An 18,359-nucleotide genomic window follows, 5' to 3' on the forward strand; every position below is an offset into this window, starting at 1 on the left:
TCGCTCGAACGTCCTGACAAGCGCAGCCGGTGTCATCGGTCAAGCACAGCCCTTGGCGCGGCTCGAAAGACGATCCTGCGTGATCCGCATGGTCACGGGGTCGTAGATAACCATGTAGGTCTCCTGCCCGATCAGCGTCTTGGAAACGCCGCCTCCGGTTGCGTCTCCCTGCTTCTCGAGGAATTTGTCTAGGGTGTCGAGCGCGCGGCCAAGGGTCTTGTCGTCCACATCCGACGTCAGCTCGCTCGGATATTGGCCGTTCATCTTCATCGTCGTCTTGGCGGTGCCATAGGCCGGCCGCTTGATATCAAGATTGACAAGCTTGCTTTCCCCGAGAGGGATTGGAGTCTTGTCCACGCTGAACTCGGTGGAATCCGTTGCGACGATAACGGGCTTGTTGTCGACCATCCTCGACGTCTCGACCCGATAGCAACTCTTCGTCGCCATGAAGCCGAGCTTTTGCGGCACGGTAATGACGATCGGCACACCCGCAATTGTTTTCGTCGTGAGGTGCCCGGCTTCATCCGTGCCCATATACGTGGTCTCGTAACTTGAGCACGCGATCACGGACAAACAAATCGCAATGACCAATAAAATACGCATTTGACTACCCCCAAAAAACGCAACATGCCGGCCGTCTCGCGCGGCCGACAGGGGGTTCAATTCACGAAAAGTCTTTTTGCGGCAAAATCACCGATCAGAAGTGTAGAAGTCCCAAAGTCGCCCCCGGAACTAAGCCTAGGTTTTGCAGTTCCATTTGGCAATCTAAAATTGAAGCAACCGGACCATAACCGAACGTCGCATGTGCACGCCCAAGGCGTTCTGCGGATCGCGCCTCCGCTGCCAGCGCGGGACCGTTCGGCTGCTGCCAACCTGCTGTCAGCAGTCTGATCCGGGAAGGGCATTCGCTCTTTATTGAGAGCCGGACTCGCCCCATATTCGACGCATGGCGAAGAAACCTGCATCCTCCGAAAAATCCGGCAAATCCCCCAAGACCAAGGCTCCGAGCGCGAAAGCGCCGAATTCCAAGGCGTCGCGCCCCGACGTGCAGCCGATCGGGCCGGCGCTGGCCGAGTTGCTCAATCCCGCGATCAATCGCGGCGATGCCGGGCTCGGATCCGGCACCGGCCTGCAGCCGCCGCCGGACAATTCGCGCGACCGCCGCTCCGGAGGCGAGGCCGCGGCGCATCGCGCGCGCGCTTCGACGCCGAAGGAGTTTCCGCAGGACAATACGAGGCCGATGCCGCTGCGGCCCAATCCGCAGCCGCCCGGCGCCCGCGACGCGGGCTTTGGCGAGGCACCGCAGGCCAATTACGGAACCGCGGCCACGATCCCGACGCTCGATCCGGAGCTGGCGCGGCAGCTCGGCCTTCCCACGGAAGAGGACGATGCCGAAGCCCTGGCGCGCCCGCCGCGCAGCAAGATGGAGGCGCTCGGCGTCAAGGCGACCGCCGACGCGCTGGAATCGCTGATCCGCGAGGGACGGCCGGAGTTCCGCAAGGACGACGGCTCCACCAGGGTGTGGACCCCGCATCGGCCGCCGCGTCCCGAAAAGTCCGAAGGCGGCGTGCGCTTCGAGATCAAATCGCATTACGAGCCGCGTGGCGACCAGCCGACCGCGATCGCCGAGCTGGTCGAGGGCATCAATCGCAACGACCGCTCGCAGGTGCTGCTCGGCGTCACCGGCTCCGGCAAGACCTACACGATGGCCAAGGTGATCGAGGCCACGCAGCGCCCCGCCATCATCCTGGCGCCGAACAAGACGCTCGCCGCCCAGCTCTATGGCGAGTTCAAGAGCTTCTTCCCGGACAACGCGGTCGAATATTTCGTCAGCTATTACGATTACTACCAGCCGGAAGCGTATGTCCCTCGCACCGACACCTACATAGAAAAGGACTCCTCGATCAACGAGCAGATCGACCGCATGCGCCACTCGGCGACGCGCGCGCTGCTCGAACGCGACGACGTCATCATCGTCGCCTCGGTGTCCTGCATCTACGGTATCGGCTCGGTCGAAACCTACACCGCGATGACCTTTGCCCTGAAGAAGGGCGAGCGCATCGACCAGCGCCAGCTGATCGCCGACCTCGTCGCGCTGCAGTACAAGCGCACCCAGGCCGATTTTACCCGCGGCACATTTCGCGTGCGCGGCGATGTCATCGACATCTTCCCGGCGCACTATGAAGACCGCGCCTGGCGCGTGAACCTGTTCGGCGACACCGTCGAGACCATCGAGGAGTTCGACCCGCTCACCGGCCACAAGCAGGACGAGCTCGAATTCATCAAGATCTACGCCAACTCGCACTACGTGACGCCGCGCCCGACGCTGGTGCAGGCCATCAAGTCGATCAAAGCCGAACTGAAGATGCGGCTCGACCAGCTCCACGATCAGGGGCGCCTGCTGGAAGCACAGCGGCTGGAGCAGCGCACCACCTTCGACCTCGAGATGATGGAGGCGACCGGAAGCTGCGCCGGCATCGAAAACTATTCGCGCTATCTCACCGGGCGCCTGCCCGGCGAGCCGCCGCCGACGCTGTTCGAATACGTGCCCGACAACGCGCTGGTGTTCGCCGACGAGAGCCACGTCACGGTGCCCCAGATCGGCGGCATGTTCCGCGGCGACTTCCGCCGCAAGGCGACGCTCGCCGAATATGGTTTCCGGCTGCCCTCCTGCATGGACAACCGCCCGCTGCGCTTCGAGGAATGGGACATGATGCGGCCGCAGACGGTCGCGGTCTCCGCGACGCCCAGCGCCTGGGAGATCAACGAGAGCGGCGGCGTGTTCGTCGAGCAGGTGATCCGCCCCACCGGCCTGATTGATCCTCCCGTGAACATCCGCCCAGCCCGCACCCAGGTCGACGATCTCGTCGGCGAGGTCCGCGCCACGGCCCAAGCCGGCTATCGCTCGCTGATCACGGTGCTGACCAAGCGCATGGCGGAGGATCTCACCGAATATCTGCATGAGCAGGGCATTCGCGTCCGCTACATGCACAGCGATATCGACACCATCGAACGCATCGAGATCATCCGGGATCTGCGCCTCGGCGCCTTCGACGCGCTGGTCGGCATCAATTTGCTGCGCGAAGGCCTCGACATTCCCGAATGCGCGCTGGTCGCGATCCTCGACGCCGACAAGGAAGGCTTCTTGCGCAGCGAGACCTCGCTGATCCAGACCATCGGGCGCGCGGCGCGCAACGTCGACGGCAAGGTGATCCTCTATGCCGACCAGATGACGGGCTCGATGGAGCGCGCGATCGCCGAAACCGACCGCCGCCGCGAGAAGCAGGTCGAGTACAACACGGCGCATGGCATCACGCCGGAGAGCATCAAGAAGTCGATCGGCGACATCATGAACAGCGTCTACGAGCGCGATCATGTGCTGGTCGAGATCGGCGGCCATGATATGACCGACGACGTCATCTCGATCGGCCACAATTTCGAAGCCGTCCTCGGCGATCTCGAAACGAGAATGCGTGAGGCCGCCGCCGATCTGAACTTCGAGGAAGCCGCGCGCCTGCGCGACGAGGTCAAGCGCCTGCGCGCCACCGAGCTCGCGGTGGTCGACGATCCCACCGTCAAGCAGCGCACGGTGCAGGGCAAGGCGGGCGCCTATGCGGGTGCGAAGAAATACGGCGACGCCGCTAATTTGCCGGTCAGCGCGATGAAGAAGAAGACGGTGAGCTCCGCGCTGAAGGCGAGCGGCGGCGGCAGCGGCTCGAAGGTGCACAAGCCGCATCTCGACGAGATGCACGGCCCGGAGTCGCTGCCGTATCGGGGGGACCGCGCGTTGCCGTCAAAACCATTCGGCGGCGAAAGCCGCATCATCCAGCCGACGGATTCCAGGCAGTCGGGCCCGGAGTTCGGCCCATCGCCGCGGTCGAGCGGAGGCGCGCCGGGGCATAGAGGTGGGTGGAAGAAGAGGTAGGGGGCGCAGAGCGCCGGCGCCGCCCATGGTTGTTCATCGCGGCAATAATGATGAGAACGCGAGCTCACCCCACGCTTGCCGCCAGCAGCGACAGCAGCAGCACTGAGGCCACCAATTGCGTCGACGTCGCGGGCTTGGCGCGCCAGCGGGCGATCTTTTCGGAGAAGGGCAGGCTGGCGTCGAAGAACAGCGGTTCGTAGGCGTTCTTTGCAAATCTCGGGAATGTCGATCCCGCCCAGATGGAGAGAAAGCTGTAGAAGATCGTCGCCATCGTGATGGTGAGCATGGGATTGCCGCCGTGATGGTTGCCCAGGAGCTTCACCATCAGCGACGCCGCGGCGAAGATCGGAAATCCCTGCAGGATCGCGGTGAGCGCAAAGCCTTCGAGCCAGTTGAACGGGCCGGATTTCGACGCGGTCATGAAGGGCATGATGCGATCACCCCACGCTCGCCGTCACCACGGCCATCACCGACAGCAGCAGCACGATCGTCATCAGTTGCAGCGAGGCGACCGGCTGGGTGCGCCATGCCGTGATTTTTTCGGCGAGCGACAGATGGGCCTCGAAGAATTTTGGTTCGTACACGGTCTTGAAGAATGCCGGGAAGCTCGGCCCGAAGGTCACCGCGAGCAGCGCATGGGCGAGCGAGGCGATGGCGACGAAGATGGCGACGCCGGGATCGCCGACCAGGTCGTGATTGCCGACGAGCTTGAGCAGGAAGGCCGCGGCGGCGAAGGTCGGGAAGCTCTGCAGCGTCGCGGTCAGCGCGAGGCCTTCGAGCGCGTTGTGCAGGCTGGACTTTCTGACTCTGGCGATGGCGGCCATGGCACGTCTCCCTGATGACATGGGCAGGACGATAGCCACAGGGGCAGGCGCGTGATGTGAGCTGGCTCACGCCCGGCCGAGAGCCCGGGACGTGAGGCAGCCGGGCCGGCTCAAAGCTGCCGAAAGAAAACGAGATAGATGGCGAGGCCGATCGTCGAGAACGACAGCAAGACGCCGACCCAATTGTACTTGACGCCCGCAGAACGGGAAGCCTTCCCCAGGAAAGCGACGAGGAAATACAGGAACAGGATTGCGAGGACTAAACCCCACAAGGACTTCCCGACGTCCATCGTTCCCTCGCCTGGTTCAACCCCAGCGTTCGCGAATGGAATTTACCATCGAAGCATGCCGGATAGAAGACGGCGGGAGCACAGTTTTCGTGCCGTTACAGCTTGCCCTGCCCGTTCATCTGGCTCTGCTGTTGCCGCTGCCTCTCCTGCTCTTGCTGCTCCTTGGCATGGTGGCGGCCGTAGAGGCAGCCCGCGGCGGCGCCGAGGACGCCGTGATGGCCGGCATAGTGGCCGGCGACACCGCCGACGACGGCGCCCTTGATGCAGCCTTTGGCGTTGGCGGCGGAAGTCGCGCCACAGATGAGAAGTACGGCGGCGATGGCGGCGAGGGATTTCATGGATCGATGTCTCCGGATGCGGTGTCGTACCCTCAACGGGTACGGGCCCGTCCCGGTTCCGCGTCCGCTGCCGCGCTCGCGCGCTCCGAGTCCATGCAGCCGAACGCCATGCGAATTCGTGCAGTCGCACGGTCACTCAACCCTCAATTGCAGCCATGAACCTGGCATTGCGCTTGCGCGTCATATGATCTGCAATATCCCCTGTGGTTTTGCGGATTGCCGGTATCCGAGGCCGCGCGTTAGCTTTGCGCAAGCTCCACACGGCCAATGAGGACGGGCGGAATGACGGTCGAGAAGCTCAATCGCCAGCGCGTGCTGCATCTGCTCGACGCGATCTCGCGCAGCGATCTGGAGGCGGCGCTGTCGTGCTGCACCGACGACGTAGACTTCCTCACCCACGCGCCGATCGACGTGCTGCCCCACATGGGCCCCTGCCACGGCAAGAAGGAGCTCGGCGAATTCTGGCGCACCGTGCAGGAGCGATACGCCGAGATCCGCTACGAGGTGCCGCAGATCGTCGCCGAAGGCGACACGGTCGCGGCCTATCTGCGCGTGTTCTTCCGGAAGCGCAGCAACGACCGCATCATTCAGGTCGACATGGCCATATTCTACACTTTCCGCAACGGCCAGGTGGCGCAGATCCGCGAGATCATCGATTCCTACGACTTGGTGCAGCAGGTGCTGGAACGTGAGATCGGCCCGCTGATCGTGGGCGAGCGGGCGGACGGCGGCTAGCTCTTTCCGAATCCGCTCGGACCGGGAAAATACGGGGTTCTATTGTAAATCTCACACGCCGGGATCAATTGTGCATTGCGAAAACGTGAATTGCGTTTTGGCCGAATTGGCGTATTTTGTTCGTATACAAATGAGTTGAGCGACCCCGCGGCACCTATCCTGTGCGCTTGGGGTTGTTTTTCGTTTTTTCGCAAGCCAGCTTCAGGACTGCCCAAGATGACAGAGCACAGCCTCTGGCGTTTCTCGCGCGCATTGCACCGTGCGATCAACGACCGGCATTTCGAGGACATCGAGGCCCTGATCGACGAGGACGTCGAGTGGGCGCTCTACGGGCCGATCGACATGTTTCCGTTCCTCGGCGCGCGCCAGGGCAAGGACGCCGTGCTCGACGTCATCCGCCAGTTCGCCGACAATTTTCAGGTCCGCCGCTTCGACCGCGAGAGCATCATGCTCGGCGTCGATTCCGCCGCCTCGATGCTGCGCTATTCGCTGACCGCGCTGGATTCCAGCAAGCCGATCAGCTTGCGGGTGGCACAGTTCGCGCAATTCAAGGCGGGCAAGCTCACCAGCATGCGCGTGCTGATCGATACGTTCGATCTGGTCGAGCAGGCACTCGGTCGCGCCATTCATCTGCCGAAGATGACCGGCGTCGGCTGAACGGAACACCAACGGGCCCCGCAGTTCGGGACCGATGGCTGATGCTCCCCGCGACGCGCGCCTGGCCTCCAGCCCCGCCGGATGCAATCGTGGAGAAGCTCGCCATCGGGCGCGCGCCTTTCGCGCGGCCCGTTGGTTCGCGTTCGATGGAACCGCCACAATTTCGCAACGATGGTTCCGCATCCTCGGCGGGAACTGGGCTGACGGGCAGGACGATGGAATTCGCGACAGGGTTTGGCTGGACCAGGCTGCCGATGCTGGCGGCCGCTTTCATCTTGGGCTCGGTGCTGACGGTGTCGGCGCAGATCATTCCGCCCTTCTCCCCCGGCCCGGCCGCAGCGCCCGACGACGAGGCCGAGACGGCGGAAGCCCCCGACGTCAACGACCCCGACGTGCTGAGCGGCATCGACGTCGACAAGCTCGACTGGGGCCAGCTCGCGATCGACGCCGGCACGCTCAACGACATCATCGCCGCCAAGAAGCGCGCGCAGGCCGCCGCCAAGGACGGGCTGAACTGGGCGACGAACGCCAATGCCAACGGTTCCTCGGCGGTGACTGTGAAGCAGTCGGTATCCTCATTCTGGGACGCCCGCATCGGCGCCGACATGACGGTGACGAGCGAGCCGCGGACGATGTCGGAGCTGCTGGCGCAGAAAGCCACCAATGGCGGCAGCGTACCTCAGTCGTCCGGCAGCGCCTGGGCGGCCGCGACCGCGCCGGGCGCAGGTGCGATCTGGGACAAGACCGCGGTCGAGGCCCGCGTCGATCCCGGCGCCGAGCAGAGCAAGCTCGGGGCGTCGCTGATCAAGTCGGTGCCGCTGTCGGGCGACACGTCGCTGACGCTGCAGAACGGCTACAGCGTCAACCAGCAGGGCACCACGGCGCTTCCCGGCGTCGGCGGTCACATCACGCGCAATTACGAGACCGACCAATCGGCCAAGGTCACCCTCACCGATACCGGCACCAGCATCACCGCGGGCCAGTCGCTGTCGACCACCGACGACAAATGGCTGCGTAAGGTCGGCGCCGAGCAAAAGCTCTTCGACAACGTCACCGTCTCCGGCTCGGTCGGCGAAACCTCGCAAGGGGCCATCAACAAGAGCCTGACGGCGGGTTTCAAGAAGAGCTGGTAGCTGGGCGCTGATCTTTCTCCTCACCATGAGGAGATAGGTTCTTCTCCGCGGGCGCATTCAGACTTCCGTAACCATACGCCACGGCAAAGCCCCCGAATGGACCGCCCTTGCCGCACCTCGGCCAAGTTGCGGCCAAAATCCGACGCCCTAGTCCCAGACTGACGTCGTCGTGCGGGGGACACTCGCGCTGCGCTCAACGCGAACAGGGGAACAACGATGAACGCCATGCGTCCGGAAAAGACCGAAGGCACCGAGACCGAGACCATCGACACCAACCTCGCCGCAGTGACGGAAGTCGAAGCCGGCATCCGTGACTTCGTCCGCAACGACATCGCCTATCTGCGCCGACCGGCAGCGACCGCCACGGACGCGCCGCCGCTTGATCCGAGCGCGGAGGCCACCGTCACCAACGTCAACTCGCTGATCCAGCGCGTCGCCGGCACCTCCCTCGCCGAGATCGAGAACTTGATCTCCGAGCTCGAGAGCCTGCGCGACCTGCTCCACGCCGAAGGCCAGCGCGTCCAGCGCGAGATCTCCGGCTACGCCCAGCTCAGCCAGGCCGCGATGAAGTCGACCCGCATGATCGCCGACAACGTCTCGCAGTGGAAGCGCGCTGCCGACGGCCTGCGCAACAGCTGATCGCTGACATCACGCATCACCAACCGCCGCGTTCCGAAAGGGGCGCGGCGGTTTTGATTCTGTGGGATGTGTGCTCTCCCTCGCCCCGTTCTTACGGGGAGAGGGTTGGGGTGAGGGGCTGCTTCAGAAAATTCGGTGACAGATGGACTCGCGGAGAGTCCCCCTCACCCGGATCGCTGTGCGATCCGACCTCTCCCCGCAAGCGGGGCGAGGTGAAGGCCCTCGCCTTTGAACCCTCGACCCACGCCCGCCGACTAACGCCAAGCGCTCTTGCCATCGCGGCCGGGCCTGGGGACATGTCATGGAAAGCATTCGGCCCGACACCACCGACCCGATACCGCTGCGGCCCGCGCCGAACCAGTTCGGCACGATCATGTTGCGTTTTGTCGGATTGCTGGCGGTTGCGATCGCGATCTTGGCGTTCGTCTATAGCCGCTGAGGGCGGAGGCCGCGTTGCGGCCCCGCGGAGTTAACGAAATCTTACCGGGCGGCTTCCACGGTCGAGGCTTCCAGGGTGTAGGCCCCATCGGCATAGCCCTTCACCACCATGCCGGCGACCAGCATCACGGCCAGCGTCGCGGTAGCAAAGATGAATCCGACCAGCTTGAGTGCGCCGCGGTCTGCCATGGTCCTCGTCCCCTGTACTCTGCCCAGTTCGTTCAAATAGACAGCGACAGGTTCATAATTGGTTAGCAACTCGATGGTTCCGCGAACTGCTTCGCGGGAAAACCATGTTGCGCAGGCTTATGGCAGCCACCCGGAATCGCGTCCATAGCGCGGGGGCAACACTCGCGCGCTGTTTTTGCCGTTCATCCTGGAACGAATCTAACCGCCGTTCGCACGCATCGGCACGAAAGCACTGGCGGTGATGGCGTAGACGTCCTCGCCCCGCTGGTTGGTGCCGGTGGTGCGCGCGGTCAGGATGCCCCAGCCGGGTCGCGAGGCGGAGCTGCGCTTGTCGATGACGACGTTGACGTAGGTGACGATGTCGCCGGCGAGCACCGGCCTGATCCAGCGCAAATCGCGAAAGCCCGGCGACGGACCCCACACCGCGACCTCCTCGCCGCGCGAGGCGGCTTCCCGCGCCAGACGCTGGCCGTCGGCGACAAGCAGGCTCATGCAGGCTGAGCCGACATGCCAGCCCGAGGCCGCGAGCCCGCCAAACAGCGAGTTCTTGCCCTCCTCCTCGTCGAGGTGAAAACGCTGCGGATCGAACTTTGCGGCGAATGTCTTGATCGACTCCGCCGTGAACGTATAGGCGCCGATCTCGCGGCGATGCCCGATCTCGATCTCCTCGAAAAATGGCATCAGACCGCCCCCTCGCGCCGCTTGATCAGGATCGGCGACGTCATCTCGCACAGCGCCTGCCCCGCCGCGTTACGCACGGTGCATTTGAACTTGACGATGCCGAGCTCCGGCCGGCTCTTCGAGGTGCGGGCCTCCACGACGTCGACGTCGAGCATGAGGTCGTCGCCGGGTCTGAGCGGCGACAGCCAGCGCACTTCATCGACGCCGGGAGACCCCAGCGAAGCGGCGCGGGTAATGAAACCGTCGGCCATCATCCGCATCATCAGCGAACAGAGATGCCAGCCCGAGCCGGACAGGCCGCGCAGCATGCTTTTGCCGGCGGCCTCCTCGTCGAGGTGCATCGGCTGCGGATCGAACTCGGCGGCAAAGGCCACGATCTCGTCGCGCGTGACATGGCGCGGGCCGAATGTTCCGAACCGGCCGGGCGGGAAATCTTCGAAGGTCAGGGTCATCTTGGGAAAGGTTTGAGGGAATGACAGATTGTGGCCGCACTTTGCGGCAATCTCAACCCGCCGGCCCGCATGGCTCGTGCTACATTCGGCGCACCGGCGTCGGTCTTGAGTCGGATCGATCAGGGGCCACGATCCATTTGCAAGGTCCGACAACATCCGAATTGCCCTGGGGAGAGCAATGTTTTCATTCAGCGACCTGTTTCAATGGGACCGCTTCATCACGCCGACGATCATCAAGACCTTCTACTGGCTGGTGATTGCGCTGATCTGCCTGTTCGGCCTCTCCGGCATCTTCTCCGGCCTCGCGATGATGGCGATCAGCCCGTTCGGCGGCTTCCTGATGCTGCTGTCGTCGATCGCGAGCGTCGTCGTCGGGATCGTGTTCTCGCGCATCATCGCGGAGCTGATCCTGATCATCTTCCGCATCAACGAGCATCTCGGCGCGATCAGGGATCAGGGCGGCGGGGTACGGTGAGGCAAGCACCGGCGGCGTAGGGTGGGCAAAGCGAAGCGTGCCCACCTCTTCATCGCGACACTGGATAGATGGTGGGCACGGCGCGATGCGCCTTTGCCCACCCTACGAGAGCGCAGCCAGAATCTTACGTGTTGAACCTGAAATGCATCACGTCGCCGTCGGCGACGACGTATTCCTTGCCTTCGAGGCGGAGCTTGCCGGCATCGCGGGCGCCGGCTTCGCCGCCCAGCGTGACGTAGTCTTCATACGCAATGGTCTCGGCGCGGATAAAACCCTTTTCGAAGTCGGTGTGGATCACACCGGCAGCGCCCGGCGCCTTGGTGCCGCGATAGATGGTCCAGGCGCGCGCTTCCTTCGGGCCCACCGTGAAATAGGTGATGAGGTCGAGCAGCGTGTAGCCGGCGCGGATCAGGCGATCGAGGCCGGCCTCTTCGAGACCCAGCGTCTCCAGGAAGTCGGCGCGTTCGTCACGCGAAATGGTGGCGATCTCGGATTCGATTTTTGCCGAGATGACGACGGCAATGGCGCCTTCCTTGGCAGCCTGGTCCTGCACCGCCTTCGAGAACGAATTGCCAGTCGCGGCCGAGCCTTCCTCGACGTTGCAGACGTAGAGCACGGGCTTGGACGACAGCAGGCCGAGCATCCCGAAGGCACGCTCCTCCTCCGCCTTGCGCTCGACGAGGCGCGCTGGCTTGCCCTCGCGCAGCAGCACCAGGGTACGATTGACGAGGTCGAGCTGCTCCTTGGCGTCCTTGTCGTTGCCCTTGGCCTTCTTGGACAGATTGTCGACGCGCTTTTCGAGGCTGTCGAGATCGGCGAGCATCAGCTCGGTCTCGATGGTCTCGATGTCGGCGAGCGGGGCGATCTTGCCCTCGACATGGGTGATGTCGGAATCCTCGAAGCAGCGCACGACATGCGCGATGGCGTCGACCTCGCGGATGTTGGCGAGGAACTGGTTGCCGAGGCCTTCACCCTTGGACGCGCCGCGCACGAGGCCGGCGATGTCCACGAAGGTCAGCCGGGTCGGGATGATCTGGCCCGACTTGGCGATCGCTGCGAGCTTGTCGAGCCGCGGATCCGGCACCGCGACCTCGCCGACATTCGGCTCGATCGTGCAGAACGGATAGTTCGCCGCCTGCGCCGCGGCCGTCTCGGTCAGCGCGTTGAACAAGGTCGATTTGCCGACATTGGGCAATCCGACGATCCCGCATTTAAATCCCACGAGCGTTATTCCTTGCCGTTGTCGTCCTTGGTCAAAAATCCCTTCGCCTGCATGGCGAGGTGCACCCTGTTGGCGAAGGTCGCGTCGGTGCCTTTGGCAACCAATGCCGCGTGCTCGGCCACCGCGTCGCAGAGCGTCGCCACCCAGTCGTTGTCGGCTTTGGCGAAGTCCGACAGCACATGGCCGTGCACCAATTCCTTGACGCCGGGATGACCGATGCCGAGCCGCACCCGGCGGTACTCGTTGCCGATATGGGCGGAGATCGAGCGCAGGCCATTGTGGCCGGCGATGCCGCCGCCGATCTTCACCCGCACCTTGCCCGGCGGCAGTTCGAGTTCGTCATGGAATACAGTGACGTCGCCCGGTGCGATCTTGAAGAAGCTTGCCGCTTCCTGAACGCTGCGGCCGGACTCGTTCATGTAGGTCATCGGCTTGAGCAGGATCACGCGCTCGGTGCCGAGCGTGCCTTCCGAGGTCTCGCCCTGAAACCTGCGGCGCCAAGGCGCGAAACCATGACGCCGTGCGATCTCATCGACGGCCATGAAGCCGACATTGTGCCGGTTACGTGCGAATTTCGGGCCGGGATTGCCGAGCCCAACAAACAGTCGCATGACGCGGCGCGCCCCTCGCTCGGCGCGCGGTCAGGGACCGCGCGCCAGCTTTGAGAGATTACTTCTTCTTGTCGCCGCCGGCGGGAGCCTTGGCAGCGGGGGCCTTGGCAGCCGCTGCCGGAGCAGCAGCACCCGCAGCCGGAGCGGCACCAGCCGCCGGAGCAGCAGCACCCGCAGCCGGAGCAGCAGCCGCGGCCTTCTGCTCTTCGGCGTAGCCGGACGGCGGCACGATGGTGACGAGGGTCGCGTCCTCGGCGGTCAGCGCCTTCACGCCGGCCGGCAGCTTGATGTCGGAGAGATGCAGCGAGTGGCCGATTTCGAGCGAACCGACGTCGGCCTCGATGAACTGCGGGATGTTCTCCACGCCGCACTCGAGCTCGATCGCATGCGCAACGATGTTCACGGCGCCGCCGCGCTTCACGCCGGGCGAACCTTCAGCCTTCACCACGTGCAAGGGAACGCTGATGCGGATGGTGGCGCCTTCGCCGAGCCGCATGAAGTCGACGTGGATCGGGAAATCCTTGACCGGATCGAGGTGGTAGTCGCGCGGAATCACGCGGTGCTTGTTGCCTTCGAGGTCGATGTCGACCAGCGTGGTCAGGAACCGGCCGGCGAGGATGCGCGAGCGCAGTTCGCGATCGTCAACCGAGATGGTCAGCGGGGGCTGGTTGTTGCCGTAGATCACTCCGGGCACTCTCCCGGCGCGACGCTCAGCCCGGGCGGCCCCCTTGCCGCTCTTCGGACGTGCGGTCGCCTTCAATTCCTTGACGGTCGCCATAACGTTAAGTCCTTGTTTTTGCAAAAGTTAATGGGCCGCAACGCGGCCCATGGCATACGCCGCAGCAAGCCTCCAGGGGTGCGGGGGCTGCGGACGTGGCGGGCTTTTACCCGGAAGACGCGGAAATGACAAGGAGAATGGGCTGCCGGGCGGAACCGGATCGCCCGGATGGACCCTGCGGAGTTAGCCGCCCAGCTTGGCCTCCAGCGCCGCGATGCGCGCCTTCAGAGCCTCGTTCTCCTCTCGCGCCAGGCGCGCCATATCCTTGACCGCCTCGAACTCCTCGCGCTTGACCAGGTCCATGTCGCGCAGGAATTTTTCGGCCTGGGTGCGCATCACCGTGTCGAACTCGCGCTTGACGCCCTGCGCGGCACCGGCGGCGTCGTTCATCAGGCGGCCGATCTCGTCGAAAAACCGGTTGTTGGTTTGGGTCATGTCGGTCTCCTGGCGGCTTTCGATGAACTCTGCGCGACGCGCGGGAAGACAATGGCAATCCGTTTGGGCCGGTTCAAGGGCCGATCGGCGGTATCCTTGTCATGCCCCGGTTTCCTTGCAATCGTATTCAACGTCCCTGCATAAGAAGAATCACAAAAGGCGCTCGAGATGATCGACCAGCAGATCGCGATCCCCACCAAGGACGGTCACACCGCAACCTTCATCAGCCATCCCGAACGCGGCGGGCCGTTTCCGGTCATCCTGTTCTACATGGATGCGCCGGCGATCCGCGAGGAGCTGCGCGACATGGCGCGCCGGCTCGCGACGTCGGGCTATTACGTGATGCTGCCGAACCTCTATTACCGCTCCGGCGTGATGGAGCTCGGCGCGCTGCCGGCCGATCCGAACGCCCCGGAACGCAAGCGCATGTTCGCGCTGATGGGATCGCTCACGATCCCCATGATCATGGACGACACGCGCGCGTTGCTCACCTATGCCGAGGGCCAGGCGGCCGCGAACACCAAATTGATCGGCACTGTCGGCTACTGCATGAGCGGCCGCTACGCCGTCAATGCCGCCACGCATTTTCCCGATCGCGTCAAGGCCGCCGCCTCGGTCTACGGCACCCAGCTCGCAACCGACCAGGACGACAGCCCGCATCTCGCGGCAGCCAAGACCAAGGCCGAGCTCTACTTCGCCTGCGCCGAGACAGACATCTACGCACCGGCCGAGATCATCGAGAAGGTGAAGCAGGGCATGAGCGGCGCCAAAGCCGAAGTCGAGATCTATCCCGGCACCCATCACGGCTTCGCCTTCCCCAAGCGTCCGGTCTACGACCGCGACGCCGCCGAGCGGCATTGGGAGCGTCTGCTGGCGCTCTATCGCCGCAATCTCGTCTAGATATAGAAGACGCGATGCCCTTTCTGCTCATCGACTTTCCCGCCTTCAAGCCGATCGCGATCGAGATCGGTCCGTTCGCGATCCGCTGGTATGCGCTGGCCTATATCTGCGGCATCGTGTTCGGCTGGCTCTATGCGCGCTCGCTCCTGAAGAAGGAGCGGCTGTGGGGCGGTCCGGCGCCGATGTCGCTGCTGCAGATCGACGACTTCATCCTGTGGGTCACGCTCGGCATCATCCTCGGCGGCCGCACCGGCTATGTGCTGTTCTACAATCTGCCCTTCTTCATCGACCATCCCGCCGCGATCTTCAGGCTGTGGGAAGGCGGCATGTCCTTCCACGGCGGCTTCCTCGGCTGCGTCGTCGCGGTGATGTGGTTCGCCTATCGCAACCGCATTTCGATCCTGTCGCTCGGCGACATCACCACCGCCGTCGCCCCGGTCGGATTGCTGCTCGGCCGCATCGCCAATTTCATTAATGGCGAATTGTGGGGCCGCGCCACCGACCCGGAGCTGCCCTGGGCGATGATCTTCCCCAATGATCCCACCCAGCTGCCGCGCCATCCGAGCCAGCTCTACGAGGCCGGCATGGAGGGCATTTTGCTGTTCACTGTGCTCGCGATCATGATCCGATTTGGTGCCCTGAAACGGCCCGGCATGATCCTCGGCGCCTTCATCCTGATCTATGGTCTGAGCCGGATCGCCGGCGAGCATTTCCGCGAACCGGACGTCCAGCTCGGCTTCCTCTGGGGCGGATTAACCATGGGCATGCTGTTGTCGATCCCGATGCTTATTGTCGGCCTCATACTTATTGTATTGGCAGTGAGGCGCGGTGCGCCGAAGCCCGTAGGGGCTATTCGTTAATTCCTTTTGAGAAGATAGACCGTGACCGACCAGCCGTTACTCGACGAGATCAAGGCGCTGATCAAATCCTCAGGCCCCATGCCGGTCTGGCGGTACATGGAACTGTGCCTGATGCATCCGCGCTATGGCTATTACGTCTCGCGCGATCCGTTGGGACGAGAAGGCGACTTCACCACCGCGCCCGAGGTCAGCCAGATGTTCGGCGAGCTGTTGGGCCTGTGGACCGCGTCGGTGTGGAAGCAGATGGGCTCGCCGCAATTCCTGCGGCTGATCGAGCTCGGCCCCGGTCGCGGCACCATGATGGCCGATGCGCTACGTGCGCTCCGCGTGCTGCCGCCGCTCTACCAGGCACTCCACATCCACATGGTCGAGGTCAATCCGGTCCTGCGCGAGCGGCAGAATGCGACGCTGTCGGGCGTGCGCAACATCGCCTGGCACGACAGCATCTATGACGTGCCTGAGGGACCGAGCATCATCCTCGCCAACGAATATTTCGACGTGCTGCCGATCCACCAGATGGTCCGTCACGAGAACGGCTGGCACGAGCGCGTGATCGAGGTCGACGCCAACGGAAAACTTCAATTCGGCGCGGCGGCCGAGCCGACGCCGCGCTTCGAGGTGCTGCTGCCGCCTCTGGTACGCGCCGCGCCCGTCGGGGCCGTGTTCGAATGGCGGCCCGATGCGGAGATCATGAAGCTCGCCAGCCGCGTGCGCGACCAGGACGGCGCGGCGCTGATCATCGATTACGGCCACCTGCGCAGCGATGCCGGCGACACCTTCCAGGCGATCGCGCGCCACACCTTCACCGATCCCCTGAAGGCGCCGGGTCAGGCCGACGTCACGGCCCATGTCGACTTCCAGGCGCTCGCGCGCGGGGCGGAGGACGTGGGCGCCCGCGTGCACGGGCCGGTGACGCAGGGCGATTTCCTCAAGCGCGTCGGCATCGAGACCCGTGCAGCCGCCTTGATGCAGAAGGCGGCGCCCGACGTCGCCACCGACATTTCGATCGCGCTCAAGCGCCTGACCGAAACCGGGCGCAGCGGCATGGGCTCGATGTTCAAGGTGCTCGGCATTTCCGAGCCGCGGTTGACGGGCCTTGCGGGCCTCAGCGATCTCGAACGCGCCGGAGACGGTTCATGACGCTTGCCTCCTCGCTGCTGTCCGCGGTGCCCGGCCTGCGCCACGCCTTCTTCACCCGCGAGGGCGGCGTCTCGAGCGGTATCTATTCCGCGCTGAACGGCGGGCTCGGCTCCAATGACGATCAGGCCCTTGTCGCGGAGAACCGCCGCCGTATGGCCGAGCATGTCGGCGTCGCACCGGAACGCTTTCTCAGCCTGCACCAGATCCATTCGCCCGACGTGCTCGTGGCCGACGCTCCGTGGCCGAGCGGGCCGCGACCGAAGGGCGATGCGCTGGTGACGAACGTGCCCGGCATCGCGCTCGGCGTCTCTACCGCCGATTGCGGACCGGTGCTGTTCGTCGACCCCAATGCGGGCGTGATCGGCGGTGCGCATGCCGGCTGGAAGGGCGCGCTCACCGGCGTGCTGGAGCAAACCATTTCAGCGATGGAAAAACTCGGCGCCTCGCGGAGCCGCATCATCGCCGCGATCGGCCCGCTGATCCGTCAGGACAGTTATGAAGTCGGCAACGAGTTCGTGGCGCGCTTCATCGAGGCGGATGCGGACAACGCCATGTTCTTCATCCCGTCGGTGCGCGAAAGCCACGCGATGTTCGACCTCGCCGGCTTCATCCGCAAGCGTCTGGAAGCCGCGGGCATCCTGATGATCGACGATCTCGGTCTGGACACCTATGCCGACGAACGCTTCTTCAGCTACCGTCGCTCGGTGCATCGCAAGGAGCCGGATTACGGCCGCCACGTTCACGCGATCGCGCTCGAAGCGTGAACACAAGGGCAACCCGTGTCATTCCGGGGCGATGCCTGCGCGCGATGACAGTGGGCTGTGGCGCCCCCGCCCTAGACGTTAATGCGTTTTAACGATATCGCTGCCCTCCATAATGAGGGACGCGTCATTCATCTTGCGCCGCGCGGGTTCGCGCGTGCTGGCGGTCATGCTGCTGACGGCTGCGGCCGCGCTTGGCGGCTGTGCCGGTGGCGGTGGTGCCGCGAACTCCTATGCGATGGCGCCGAGCGCCGGCTCCGGGGCGACAGTCGCGTTCGAATCGATCGACGGGCCGCCGCCGCAAGTGTTCGACCGCATGGTCGGCGTGCTCGACACCGAATCCAAGCTGCGCAGCCTGTCCGTGGTCTCGCGCGAGGGGACGGCTGCCTACCGCGTGCGCAGCTACCTCTCCGCTCAGATCGTGCGCGGCAAGACCGTGATCGCCTGGGTCTGGGACGTCTACGACGCCAACCAGCAGCGGGCGTTGCGCCTTTCCGGCGAGGAACCGACGGCGGCCAAGGGCGGCCGCGACCCTTGGAGCGCTGCCGACGACCTCGTGCTGCGGAAGATCGCCCAGGCCGGATTCAGCGGACTTTCCAACATGATCAACGGTACGCCGGATGCGCCGGGCTCGGCTCCCGGCTTGCGCGGGCCGGCCGTGGCGAGCGTGATCCGGGAGGCTCCATCGGCCGAGATGCCGGCCTCGGCGCTGGGCTATGCCGAGCGATAACCCCCGCGAAACCACGGCCCCAACTTCCGGCCAAACCGTTGGCCGGACTCGGGATTTCGCAGGGAAAACGTAGCGTCCCGGGTTGCCATTGCAGCCCCCGGCCTGATATTTCCTCGCCCGTCGTAACCGTGCTTCCAGTGGGTATT

Annotated in this window: 24 protein-coding genes; 12 read left to right on the forward strand and 12 right to left on the reverse strand. The window is 64.4% G+C overall.

Translation table 11 applies throughout. The annotated features are described in order from the left end of the window. Positions 1 to 39 precede the first annotated feature (39 nt). Positions 40 to 663, reverse strand: coding sequence for a hypothetical protein (locus AC0L3U_RS04845; RefSeq protein WP_473360893.1), 624 nt, complete (start codon positions 661 to 663; stop codon positions 40 to 42). A gap of 283 nt (positions 664 to 946) precedes the next feature. Between AC0L3U_RS04845 and uvrB the strand changes: the two genes are divergently transcribed. After that, positions 947 to 3,925, forward strand: coding sequence for an excinuclease ABC subunit UvrB (gene uvrB, locus AC0L3U_RS04850; protein ID WP_473360894.1), 2,979 nt, complete (start codon positions 947 to 949; stop codon positions 3,923 to 3,925). Positions 3,926 to 3,989: 64 nt separating this feature from the next. On the opposite strand, the gene AC0L3U_RS04855 is transcribed toward uvrB, so the two are convergent. From AC0L3U_RS04855 to AC0L3U_RS04870, 4 genes are all read right to left on the reverse strand, one after another. Beyond that, positions 3,990 to 4,355: a hypothetical protein gene (locus tag AC0L3U_RS04855; RefSeq protein ID WP_473360895.1), complete on the reverse strand. Its 366-nt coding sequence runs from the start codon at positions 4,353 to 4,355 to the stop codon at positions 3,990 to 3,992. A gap of 7 nt (positions 4,356 to 4,362) precedes the next feature. Continuing rightward, a complete protein-coding gene (locus AC0L3U_RS04860; protein WP_473360896.1) occupies positions 4,363 to 4,749 on the reverse strand; it encodes a hypothetical protein in 387 nt (128 codons plus the stop codon). 110 nt (positions 4,750 to 4,859) lie between these two features. Further along, positions 4,860 to 5,039 carry a hypothetical protein gene (locus AC0L3U_RS04865; protein WP_473360897.1) on the reverse strand — a complete coding sequence of 60 codons (180 nt, stop codon included), beginning with the start codon at positions 5,037 to 5,039 and terminating at the stop codon, positions 4,860 to 4,862. A 95-nt stretch (positions 5,040 to 5,134) separates the two neighbouring features. Continuing rightward, positions 5,135 to 5,377 (reverse strand): hypothetical protein, encoded by a 243-nt coding sequence (locus AC0L3U_RS04870; RefSeq protein WP_473360898.1) that lies wholly within the window; start codon positions 5,375 to 5,377, stop codon positions 5,135 to 5,137. Positions 5,378 to 5,659: 282 nt separating this feature from the next. Here AC0L3U_RS04870 and AC0L3U_RS04875 point away from each other — a divergent pair, with 282 nt between their 5' ends. From AC0L3U_RS04875 to AC0L3U_RS04895, 5 genes are all read left to right on the forward strand, one after another. After that, positions 5,660 to 6,112, forward strand: coding sequence for a nuclear transport factor 2 family protein (locus AC0L3U_RS04875; RefSeq protein ID WP_473360899.1), 453 nt, complete (start codon positions 5,660 to 5,662; stop codon positions 6,110 to 6,112). 216 nt (positions 6,113 to 6,328) lie between these two features. Beyond that, a complete protein-coding gene (locus AC0L3U_RS04880) occupies positions 6,329 to 6,769 on the forward strand; it encodes a nuclear transport factor 2 family protein (protein ID WP_473360900.1) in 441 nt (146 codons plus the stop codon). A gap of 215 nt (positions 6,770 to 6,984) precedes the next feature. Next, the gene (locus tag AC0L3U_RS04885) at positions 6,985 to 7,902 is read left to right on the forward strand and encodes a hypothetical protein (protein WP_473360901.1); all 918 of its coding nucleotides are present in this window, start codon (positions 6,985 to 6,987) and stop codon (positions 7,900 to 7,902) included. A 216-nt stretch (positions 7,903 to 8,118) separates the two neighbouring features. Further along, the gene (locus AC0L3U_RS04890) at positions 8,119 to 8,541 is read left to right on the forward strand and encodes a hypothetical protein (RefSeq protein ID WP_007614810.1); all 423 of its coding nucleotides are present in this window, start codon (positions 8,119 to 8,121) and stop codon (positions 8,539 to 8,541) included. Between the two features lie 301 nt (positions 8,542 to 8,842). After that, complete coding sequence (locus AC0L3U_RS04895; RefSeq protein ID WP_007614812.1) at positions 8,843 to 8,980, forward strand: hypothetical protein; 138 nt, start codon at positions 8,843 to 8,845, stop codon at positions 8,978 to 8,980. Between the two features lie 41 nt (positions 8,981 to 9,021). Here the strand turns inward: AC0L3U_RS04895 and AC0L3U_RS04900 are convergent, their stop codons facing one another. From AC0L3U_RS04900 to AC0L3U_RS04910, 3 genes are all read right to left on the reverse strand, one after another. Beyond that, the gene (locus tag AC0L3U_RS04900; protein WP_007596790.1) at positions 9,022 to 9,168 is read right to left on the reverse strand and encodes a hypothetical protein; all 147 of its coding nucleotides are present in this window, start codon (positions 9,166 to 9,168) and stop codon (positions 9,022 to 9,024) included. 198 nt (positions 9,169 to 9,366) lie between these two features. After that, a complete protein-coding gene (locus AC0L3U_RS04905) occupies positions 9,367 to 9,849 on the reverse strand; it encodes a MaoC family dehydratase (RefSeq protein ID WP_027520354.1) in 483 nt (160 codons plus the stop codon). Beyond that, positions 9,849 to 10,301: a MaoC family dehydratase gene (locus tag AC0L3U_RS04910; protein ID WP_354208208.1), complete on the reverse strand. Its 453-nt coding sequence runs from the start codon at positions 10,299 to 10,301 to the stop codon at positions 9,849 to 9,851. The genes AC0L3U_RS04905 and AC0L3U_RS04910 overlap by 1 nt, the downstream gene beginning before the upstream one ends. Before the next feature lie 178 nt (positions 10,302 to 10,479). On the opposite strand from AC0L3U_RS04910, the gene AC0L3U_RS04915 reads away from it, so the two are divergent. Then, positions 10,480 to 10,776: a DUF4282 domain-containing protein gene (locus AC0L3U_RS04915; RefSeq protein ID WP_007596805.1), complete on the forward strand. Its 297-nt coding sequence runs from the start codon at positions 10,480 to 10,482 to the stop codon at positions 10,774 to 10,776. Positions 10,777 to 10,900: 124 nt separating this feature from the next. Here AC0L3U_RS04915 and ychF read toward each other — a convergent pair whose 3' ends face one another. The 4 genes from ychF to AC0L3U_RS04935 form a co-directional block, all read right to left on the reverse strand. Beyond that, complete coding sequence (gene ychF / locus AC0L3U_RS04920) at positions 10,901 to 11,998, reverse strand: redox-regulated ATPase YchF (RefSeq protein ID WP_473360902.1); 1,098 nt, start codon at positions 11,996 to 11,998, stop codon at positions 10,901 to 10,903. Between the two features lie 5 nt (positions 11,999 to 12,003). After that, a complete protein-coding gene (gene pth / locus AC0L3U_RS04925) occupies positions 12,004 to 12,609 on the reverse strand; it encodes an aminoacyl-tRNA hydrolase (RefSeq protein WP_007614831.1) in 606 nt (201 codons plus the stop codon). A gap of 58 nt (positions 12,610 to 12,667) precedes the next feature. Continuing rightward, entirely contained in the window at positions 12,668 to 13,387 is a 720-nt protein-coding gene (locus tag AC0L3U_RS04930; protein ID WP_027565369.1) for a 50S ribosomal protein L25/general stress protein Ctc, read from the reverse strand. Positions 13,388 to 13,570: 183 nt separating this feature from the next. Further along, a complete protein-coding gene (locus tag AC0L3U_RS04935; protein WP_007596812.1) occupies positions 13,571 to 13,822 on the reverse strand; it encodes an accessory factor UbiK family protein in 252 nt (83 codons plus the stop codon). A gap of 168 nt (positions 13,823 to 13,990) precedes the next feature. Between AC0L3U_RS04935 and AC0L3U_RS04940 the strand changes: the two genes are divergently transcribed. The 5 genes from AC0L3U_RS04940 to AC0L3U_RS04960 all read left to right on the forward strand — a co-directional run bounded on the left by AC0L3U_RS04940 (position 13,991) and on the right by AC0L3U_RS04960 (position 18,213). Then, positions 13,991 to 14,722 (forward strand): dienelactone hydrolase family protein, encoded by a 732-nt coding sequence (locus AC0L3U_RS04940; RefSeq protein ID WP_027520357.1) that lies wholly within the window; start codon positions 13,991 to 13,993, stop codon positions 14,720 to 14,722. Between the two features lie 14 nt (positions 14,723 to 14,736). Further along, positions 14,737 to 15,582, forward strand: coding sequence for a prolipoprotein diacylglyceryl transferase (gene lgt, locus AC0L3U_RS04945; RefSeq protein ID WP_473360903.1), 846 nt, complete (start codon positions 14,737 to 14,739; stop codon positions 15,580 to 15,582). Positions 15,583 to 15,603: 21 nt separating this feature from the next. After that, entirely contained in the window at positions 15,604 to 16,722 is a 1,119-nt protein-coding gene (locus AC0L3U_RS04950) for a class I SAM-dependent methyltransferase (protein WP_473360904.1), read from the forward strand. Beyond that, positions 16,719 to 17,486 carry a peptidoglycan editing factor PgeF gene (gene pgeF, locus AC0L3U_RS04955; protein ID WP_473360905.1) on the forward strand — a complete coding sequence of 256 codons (768 nt, stop codon included), beginning with the start codon at positions 16,719 to 16,721 and terminating at the stop codon, positions 17,484 to 17,486. The genes AC0L3U_RS04950 and pgeF overlap by 4 nt, the downstream gene beginning before the upstream one ends. Positions 17,487 to 17,598: 112 nt before the next feature. Next, positions 17,599 to 18,213: a hypothetical protein gene (locus AC0L3U_RS04960; protein WP_473360906.1), complete on the forward strand. Its 615-nt coding sequence runs from the start codon at positions 17,599 to 17,601 to the stop codon at positions 18,211 to 18,213. Positions 18,214 to 18,359 lie beyond the last annotated feature (146 nt).

It is taken from the genome of Bradyrhizobium sp. Kon69, from assembly GCF_055807515.1.

Coding starts and splice junctions, on each gene's coding strand:
- lgt (WP_473360903.1), top strand. CDS start 14,737: ATGCCCTTTCTGCTCATCGACTTTCCCGCCTTCAAGCCGATCGCGATC.
- AC0L3U_RS04880 (WP_473360900.1), top strand. CDS start 6,329: ATGACAGAGCACAGCCTCTGGCGTTTCTCGCGCGCATTGCACCGTGCG.
- AC0L3U_RS04900 (WP_007596790.1), bottom strand. CDS start 9,168: ATGGCAGACCGCGGCGCACTCAAGCTGGTCGGATTCATCTTTGCTACC.
- uvrB (WP_473360894.1), top strand. CDS start 947: ATGGCGAAGAAACCTGCATCCTCCGAAAAATCCGGCAAATCCCCCAAG.
- AC0L3U_RS04960 (WP_473360906.1), top strand. CDS start 17,599: ATGAGGGACGCGTCATTCATCTTGCGCCGCGCGGGTTCGCGCGTGCTG.
- pth (WP_007614831.1), bottom strand. CDS start 12,609: ATGCGACTGTTTGTTGGGCTCGGCAATCCCGGCCCGAAATTCGCACGT.
- AC0L3U_RS04860 (WP_473360896.1), bottom strand. CDS start 4,749: ATGGCCGCCATCGCCAGAGTCAGAAAGTCCAGCCTGCACAACGCGCTC.
- AC0L3U_RS04865 (WP_473360897.1), bottom strand. CDS start 5,039: ATGGACGTCGGGAAGTCCTTGTGGGGTTTAGTCCTCGCAATCCTGTTC.
- AC0L3U_RS04895 (WP_007614812.1), top strand. CDS start 8,843: ATGGAAAGCATTCGGCCCGACACCACCGACCCGATACCGCTGCGGCCC.
- pgeF (WP_473360905.1), top strand. CDS start 16,719: ATGACGCTTGCCTCCTCGCTGCTGTCCGCGGTGCCCGGCCTGCGCCAC.
- AC0L3U_RS04905 (WP_027520354.1), bottom strand. CDS start 9,849: ATGCCATTTTTCGAGGAGATCGAGATCGGGCATCGCCGCGAGATCGGC.
- AC0L3U_RS04915 (WP_007596805.1), top strand. CDS start 10,480: ATGTTTTCATTCAGCGACCTGTTTCAATGGGACCGCTTCATCACGCCG.
- AC0L3U_RS04930 (WP_027565369.1), bottom strand. CDS start 13,387: ATGGCGACCGTCAAGGAATTGAAGGCGACCGCACGTCCGAAGAGCGGC.
- AC0L3U_RS04935 (WP_007596812.1), bottom strand. CDS start 13,822: ATGACCCAAACCAACAACCGGTTTTTCGACGAGATCGGCCGCCTGATG.
- AC0L3U_RS04910 (WP_354208208.1), bottom strand. CDS start 10,301: ATGACCCTGACCTTCGAAGATTTCCCGCCCGGCCGGTTCGGAACATTC.
- AC0L3U_RS04875 (WP_473360899.1), top strand. CDS start 5,660: ATGACGGTCGAGAAGCTCAATCGCCAGCGCGTGCTGCATCTGCTCGAC.
- AC0L3U_RS04885 (WP_473360901.1), top strand. CDS start 6,985: ATGGAATTCGCGACAGGGTTTGGCTGGACCAGGCTGCCGATGCTGGCG.
- AC0L3U_RS04855 (WP_473360895.1), bottom strand. CDS start 4,355: ATGCCCTTCATGACCGCGTCGAAATCCGGCCCGTTCAACTGGCTCGAA.
- AC0L3U_RS04870 (WP_473360898.1), bottom strand. CDS start 5,377: ATGAAATCCCTCGCCGCCATCGCCGCCGTACTTCTCATCTGTGGCGCG.
- AC0L3U_RS04940 (WP_027520357.1), top strand. CDS start 13,991: ATGATCGACCAGCAGATCGCGATCCCCACCAAGGACGGTCACACCGCA.
- AC0L3U_RS04890 (WP_007614810.1), top strand. CDS start 8,119: ATGAACGCCATGCGTCCGGAAAAGACCGAAGGCACCGAGACCGAGACC.